We start from the raw sequence: 6,716 nt of genomic DNA, 5'->3' as shown, positions 1-6,716 counted from the left end.
GGCAGGTTACCCACGTGTTACTCACCCGTCCGCCGCTAATCCGTTCCCGAAGGAACTTCATCGCTCGACTTGCATGTGTTAAGCACGCCGCCAGCGTTCGTCCTGAGCCAGGATCAAACTCTCAATAAAAAGTTTAATCTTAGCTTACTCAAATAAAGAATTGCTGGTTTACTTAAATGTATTTATATATTCTGTTCAATTTTCAAAGACCAATTTTTCTTTCTCACAACTATTGTTGTAATCTTTTGTTGTTTGCTGTCGTTTCTGACAGCTTACTCAGTATAGCATCGCATTCAAAACTTGTCAACAACTTTTTAAAAAACTTTTTGAACTTCATTTTCAGTTATTCTTTCAGTCTTAACTTGTTTTGCTTGTTTCTTTCAGCGACGTGTTTTATCTTATCATCTCCACTATATTCGTATTGTTTGTTTTCTCGCTATAATATGGATTTATTCTTATTATATCGCTATAATTCTCCACTATTCTAACTTTTCCTCATATTGATACACTAGCAGCAGTTGTCCTGTTAAATCACTCTTATCTTTGTAATCATACTTACTTAAATACATTTTCTTTCATCTACATTATATAGTTAGCCTTATTGATAATATTTCTGACTTTCTTAATAATCCACATTTAAAAGATAATGAGATGAATACTTTAGAAGCATATTAATTATCTACTTCTAACTTCCAAAAAATTAATACTTCTGAGCCAATTCCTCCCCCTCCATTAATATGAATTTCTACATTTATAAAATATGCTAAAAAAAATACTGATGATAACATGTTGAAATTATCGCTGCAAATGCAATATGTATCTGCTGCTACAGAAGAAATTTCAGCAGGTATGGAAGAAACAGTAGCCACTACAATGGAAATGAATACTACTTCAACAGAAATACAAAAGACAATAGAAACAATAGCGTCTAAGGCAAAGAGCCTTAGCCACTTTGGGACCTGAATCACTCGTTACCAATGTTCCTCTACATATTTCACACATAGACCGAATTTAATGCATTTTTCAGAATTAGCTTTAATAAAATCATACATACAATTCTCTATTTCCTCGTATTGTTTTCCTTTAATTTATATGTTTTTAGGAAATAATATTTCTAATTCAGCTACCATTCCTTTCAATATAGTGAAATGAAAATCTAATAATAGAGGGTCTGGAAGTCCAGTTTTATCAAAATCGCCATCCACTTTAGCTGTAACAACAGTTATGAGATTTTTTTCAATAACATTTATAACTTCTAATTCAAGTTTAGCAGCAAAATGGTGGTGTGTACTCCATTCTTGGATCTTATCTAATCCAAGATATTCTTGACCTTCATCAATTACAATTGCATCTTCAGCAAAAATTGAGATAAATTTCTTTGGATCTGGGTTATTTGATGTATTGAAATAAGTTTCAATTGGTTTTTGTAATTTTATATTCATGTGTCTCTCCTTTATAATTTTATTTTATATAATGAATCTTTCTAACTATAACAAGTATAACCTGACCACATCACGTCAAGTTATAATAGCTGAATCAAAATAAGAATAATCTATGCGTATAATAATAAAATAAAACTACATAATATGACGTAACGTTGTCAAGTTATATGTTGTATTTTTTATATGAGGTGAAATCATGCAAGTTAGTAGATTATTTCAAATTATATACATATTACTCGAAAAAAAATCCATAACAGCTAGAGAATTAGCAGAGCACTTTGAGGTATCTGTAAGAACAATTTATAGGGATATTGACGCTCTGTGTCAAGCTGGAATTCCTATTTATTCAACTCAGGGAAAAGGTGGTGGTATTGCACTAGTAGATAAGTTTGTTCTTGATAAATCATTAATTTCGGAACTCGAACAAAATAAAATTCTGCTTGCTTTACAAAGTTTATCAGTAGCAGGGTACCCAGAACTTGACGATGTATTATCTAAATTAAGTAGAATTTTTCAAAAAAGCATTATTAACTGGATCGAAGTAGATTTCTCTAACTGGGGAAGTGATAAAAATCGAAAGGAAGTTTTCTCAATTATCAAAAACTCAATACTTGAACAAAAAGTAATCATTTTTTCTTATTTTAGTGTCACTGGTAAAAAAAGTGAACGCCGTGTTGAACCCTTTAAGTTGCTATTTAAAGATAAATCTTGGTATTTAAAAGGATATTGTCTTCATAGAATGGCATGCAGAACTTTTAAAATAACTCGAATGATAAACATATCTATTACAGAAGAACCTTGCAATCATCAAGATTCACAAGAGTTTACACTTGAATCAGTATCAAAAGTATCTACAAATCAAATTCAACTTAAACTAAAAATATCCTATGACGGGGCTTACCGTGTTTATGATGATTTCACAGAAGAAAATATTACACAAAATAAAGATGGCTCATACACTATAATTATTTCACTTCCAGAGGGTGAATGGCTCTATAACTACCTCTTTTCCTTTGGTACAACTCTTGAAGTTATAGAGCCTAAAAGTGTACGCAAAGAAATTACTAGTCGTCTAGAGAGCATGGCAAATAAATATCATTCCAAAACTTGACGTGATGTCGTCAAGTTTTCTTAATTATACTGAATAAATAAAACAAATTATTTTAAAGGAGGTATTTTTAATTATGGAAAATACTTTATCACCTGATATTAACAAAGAACTAGATGGTAAACGAGTACTTGTGACAGGCGGAACTAAAGGCATAGGTAGATCAATTGTTGATCGTTTGCTTAATGCAGGTGCGACAATAATAACAACTGCACGAACTATGCCCAATGATTTACCAGATTCTATAGACTTCATCCAAGCAAATGTTAGCACACCAGAGGGTACTGAAAAAATTATTAAAGGAACTCTTGAAAAACTTGGAGGCTTGGATATTTTAATAAATAATGTAGGTGGTTCTTCATCCTCAACTGCTGGTGCATTAAGCTTAAGTGATGACGACTGGTTGCAAGCCTTTAACCAAAATCTTTTTTCAGCTGTACGTTTAGATCGTGGTTTTCTCCCATCTATGATTAAACAGCAGAAAGGTGTAATAATTCACATATCATCTATTCAGCGAAAGCTTCCTGGTATAATGACTATGTCGTACTCCGCTGCTAAAGCAGCTCTAACAAATTATAGCAAAAATCTAGCTACGCAGTTTGGTGTGGACGGAATACGCATAAATACAGTTGCCCCAGGCTTTACAGAAACAAAGGCTGCTGAGCGTCTTATTGAAAGAATGGCTCAAAATTCTGGAATTGACTATAATAGCGCACGTCAAGAATTAATGGATAACCTTGGTGGCATACCACTTGGTCGTCCGGCAAAACCTGAAGAAATCGCTGAACTTGTTGCTTTTCTTGTATCAGACAGAGCTTCCTACATTACCGGTAGTGAGCATATTATTGATGGCGGGATAATTAGAACTATATAGCAATAAAGTATATCTATATAATTATTTTTAAATAATTTTGGAAATAGAGTTCATACTGTTTATAGGAAATTTGATAAAAATAAAATTGTTCTTTTAATCAATGGCCAAGAAATTGCACAAACTACATTAAATATTATAGGAGGCAAAACAATATGATTATAAATAATTTATTATTAAAATTAAGAAATAGAGATACTGACAACATCAAAAAAACACAAGAAATTCTTCTAAGTATGAGAGGAAAAATAGAAGTTCTAAAAGATATTCAAGCAGAAATAAATATTCGTCCTGGTGGAAGTAATTATGATATAATCCTAATTACAAAGTTTTCGACACTAGAAGATTTAGATAAATATCTCGCTCATCCTAAACACTTAGAAGTTGCTCAATTTATTGGAAGTGTCTTAGATACACAAGCATCCGTGTGTTATAAATTATAGATATCAACACAGCTACTTAGAGGCTTGTACAACAAAATACTACTTATTCTTAAAAATCATAATTAATATATTTAAAAAATATATTAAAAAACTTGCCACCATCTTAAACGAAATGGTGGCAAATTATTAGAAAATACCTATATCTTTTATTAAAATATGCTTTAAATGGCTTTATTGCTTAATAAGTTTGACTATAGTTTCAACGTGAGGCGTATTCGGGAACATATCCTTCACCTTGGTCTTAACTACTTTATATCCCTTCTCTGTAAGCACTTTTAAATCTTCTACTAATGTCTTTGGATTACAAGAAACATATATTATTTCAGGCGCGTTAAATTTAATCACGTAATCCAACGCCTTAGGATGCACCCCTGTTCTCGGTGGATCAAGGATTATTATCTCCGGCTTATCTTTTACCCTTTTTATGATTTCAGCCACATCCCCAGCTATAAATTCGCAGTTATTTAATCCATTTAATTTTGCATTTTCTTTTGCTGCTTCAACCGCTTCTTCTATAAGCTCAATTCCAATAACTTTCTTTGCATTTGGAGCTACTATTTGGCCTATTGTTCCTGTACCACAATAAAGGTCAAATACAATCTTTTCTTCACTATCTCCCATAAATTCTTTAACAATTGAATAAAGGCTTTCAGCACCTTTTGTATTTGTTTGAAAGAAAGAGAACGGAGATATATTAAATTGAAGTCCAAGTAATGTTTCTCTTATATAATCCTTACCAAATAGAACATTAACTTTTTCAGGAATAACAGCATCAGATCTCGAATCATTTTCAGTATGTAATATTGATACTAATCTTCCTTTATAGCTATGCTCTCTCAACAAATTTACATATTCATTTAGGTCAAAATCTACTTGAGTTGTAGTTACTATATTCACTAAAATCTCACCTGTATTTTGAGCTTTTCTAATAACTAAATGTCTTAGATATCCCTCTGCTTTCATTATTCTGTAGTATGGCAGATCTTTTGTTCTAAAATACTCTACAGTTAATTTAATAATCTTTCTGTAATCTTCATCAACAAGTTTACATTCATCAACAGTTAATATTCCAAAAGATTTCCCTCTCATATGCATTCCAAGAGAAAGTGGTTCACCTTTAGCTTCATCTCCAAAAGTAAACTCCATCTTATTTCTATATTCCCACTGTTCTGGACTTCCTTTAATGCCTAAGTATTCACCCATATCAACATCTGCTTCTTTAAATAAAGCTTTAACTTCTTCACTTAAAAACTCCAATTGCTTCTCGTAAGGTATGCTTTGTGATGAACATCCTCCACAAATCCCAAAATGTGGACATACTGTCTCAATTTCATAATCTGCTTTTTCATCTACACTTATTAATTTTAACTCCGCATAATCTTCTTTCTTCTTTTTTACTCTACCTGTAACTGTTTGACCTGGGAAAGCATTTTTTACGTATATTGTTTTATCTTCTGCATACCCTATTCCAGTTGACGGAAATTTTAATTGTTCTATTTTAACGCTTAGATCGCTTCCTCTTTTCATCGTTTACTCCTAAATATATTCATATTTTTAACGTATTTCATCCCTAACAAAACTATAGAATATAAAAAAATTTTATATTCTATAGTTTACTAATAAAATTAGTTTATATTTAATATTCTCTTCGCAATAGTAACTTCTAATTTACTTCTTTCCATAATAGGAATATAGATGCAATTTATAATGAAGTATATTATACCTCCAGCTAGAATTAATGCTCCATTTTCTCTTACGAACATATAACCAAATAGCTTTAATATTAAATCACATAATAATAACAGTAAGGCAGAACCTGCAACTATTAATAATTGATCAAGTGCACTAGCCACAATGCTTCTCATAGATGATTTTTCTCCGGTAATCAACTCATTCTGAGTGTTACTATATTCAGCATTTGTTTTTTCATCTGCCACAGCACTTATAGCTGTCTCATCAGTTCCTGGATTTAAGTTTTCCATTTCTGTTTCTTCAACCTCACTACTTATTTTGTTTTCTTTAATATTTTCATTTTCCAACAAAGTTTCCCCCTTTAATCTACTTCATACTCATTTCACCATCTGCGAATTTGTATTTCTTTGTAGATAATTTATATATAATACAATCTTTGGTGGCTATAATCTCTTCTTTTAAGCCATCTATTGTGTTATTTATCTTTACCTGACTCTCTCCATCTTTTAATTTACTAATTATTTGTTTATTTATATCTGTGTAGTCTATATCTTCTTGTTCTGTAAATGCTTCTATATATTTTTTGACAGATGTTTTTCCTAAATCGAAATCATTATTTTTTATAGCACTTTCCCTATCAAATTTCAAGCTCACCTGTAAACTTATGTCACCTGTTTCGAGTTTTTCTCCATATGTTTTCATTCCAAAATACAAGCTTTCGATTTTATTTGTTTCAGGTTTATTATTATCAAAATATATGTAGTTATCATTTATAGGTTCTTCTTTTTCTTTTTTAATTTTTTCGTCCTTTTCATATTTTACCCCTAATTCTTTGGTTATACTCTCCATCTTTGATAACTTTTCTTTATAAAGTTTTTGTGTTTCTTCTAATGTGTAATTCTTAGCCCATTTCCCTTCTAAGTTTTCATCACTTGAATCAACCTTATCCTCTGTCTTTGTCTCTGCTTTCTTTTCTACATTCACCTCTGCAGTTTTACATCCTATTAATGAAGCCGCAACTATTAAGCTCATTAATATGCTTATAATCTTTTTAGACACCAAGTTCTCCCCCTTGTTTTATCGATATTGTTTCCATGTCTAATTTTATATGTAATAAATGATTATTACTATAGTAACACTTTTGTATTACAAAAATGTGT

At 31.0% G+C, this 6,716-nt stretch carries 8 protein-coding genes and 1 rRNA gene; 4 read left to right on the top strand and 5 right to left on the bottom strand.

Annotated features, from left to right (window positions below):
- Positions 1-129 (bottom strand): 16S ribosomal RNA (locus CLCHR_RS18340); the annotation flags it as partial.
- Positions 130-786: 657 nt separating this feature from the next.
- Between CLCHR_RS18340 and CLCHR_RS24925 the strand changes: the two genes are divergently transcribed.
- Positions 787-963: a hypothetical protein gene (locus tag CLCHR_RS24925; RefSeq protein WP_160361385.1), complete on the top strand. Its 177-nt coding sequence runs from the start codon at positions 787-789 to the stop codon at positions 961-963.
- A gap of 125 nt (positions 964-1,088) precedes the next feature.
- Here CLCHR_RS24925 and CLCHR_RS18335 read toward each other — a convergent pair whose 3' ends face one another.
- Positions 1,089-1,442: a nuclear transport factor 2 family protein gene (locus CLCHR_RS18335; RefSeq protein ID WP_079441359.1), complete on the bottom strand. Its 354-nt coding sequence runs from the start codon at positions 1,440-1,442 to the stop codon at positions 1,089-1,091.
- Positions 1,443-1,638: 196 nt separating this feature from the next.
- Between CLCHR_RS18335 and CLCHR_RS18330 the strand changes: the two genes are divergently transcribed.
- The 3 genes from CLCHR_RS18330 to CLCHR_RS18320 all read left to right on the top strand — a co-directional run bounded on the left by CLCHR_RS18330 (position 1,639) and on the right by CLCHR_RS18320 (position 3,864).
- On the top strand, positions 1,639-2,553 hold the full coding sequence (locus CLCHR_RS18330) for a helix-turn-helix transcriptional regulator (RefSeq protein ID WP_079441358.1): 915 nt from the start codon (positions 1,639-1,641) through the stop codon (positions 2,551-2,553).
- A gap of 73 nt (positions 2,554-2,626) precedes the next feature.
- Positions 2,627-3,424 (top strand): SDR family oxidoreductase, encoded by a 798-nt coding sequence (locus tag CLCHR_RS18325; RefSeq protein WP_079441357.1) that lies wholly within the window; start codon positions 2,627-2,629, stop codon positions 3,422-3,424.
- Positions 3,425-3,576: 152 nt separating this feature from the next.
- Positions 3,577-3,864, top strand: a complete 288-nt coding sequence (locus CLCHR_RS18320; RefSeq protein WP_079441356.1) for a Dabb family protein — start codon at positions 3,577-3,579, stop codon at positions 3,862-3,864.
- A 171-nt stretch (positions 3,865-4,035) separates the two neighbouring features.
- Here CLCHR_RS18320 and rlmD read toward each other — a convergent pair whose 3' ends face one another.
- The 3 genes from rlmD to CLCHR_RS18305 form a co-directional block, all read right to left on the bottom strand.
- On the bottom strand, positions 4,036-5,391 hold the full coding sequence (gene rlmD, locus CLCHR_RS18315; protein ID WP_079441355.1) for a 23S rRNA (uracil(1939)-C(5))-methyltransferase RlmD: 1,356 nt from the start codon (positions 5,389-5,391) through the stop codon (positions 4,036-4,038).
- Positions 5,392-5,489: 98 nt separating this feature from the next.
- Positions 5,490-5,903: an RDD family protein gene (locus tag CLCHR_RS18310; protein ID WP_079441354.1), complete on the bottom strand. Its 414-nt coding sequence runs from the start codon at positions 5,901-5,903 to the stop codon at positions 5,490-5,492.
- A gap of 19 nt (positions 5,904-5,922) precedes the next feature.
- The gene (locus CLCHR_RS18305) at positions 5,923-6,615 is read right to left on the bottom strand and encodes a hypothetical protein (protein ID WP_079441353.1); all 693 of its coding nucleotides are present in this window, start codon (positions 6,613-6,615) and stop codon (positions 5,923-5,925) included.
- Positions 6,616-6,716 lie beyond the last annotated feature (101 nt).

It is taken from the genome of Clostridium chromiireducens (assembly GCF_002029255.1).
Taxonomy (GTDB): Bacteria; Bacillota; Clostridia; order Clostridiales; family Clostridiaceae; genus Clostridium; species Clostridium chromiireducens.
This window is presented reverse-complemented; position numbering and strand designations above follow the sequence as displayed.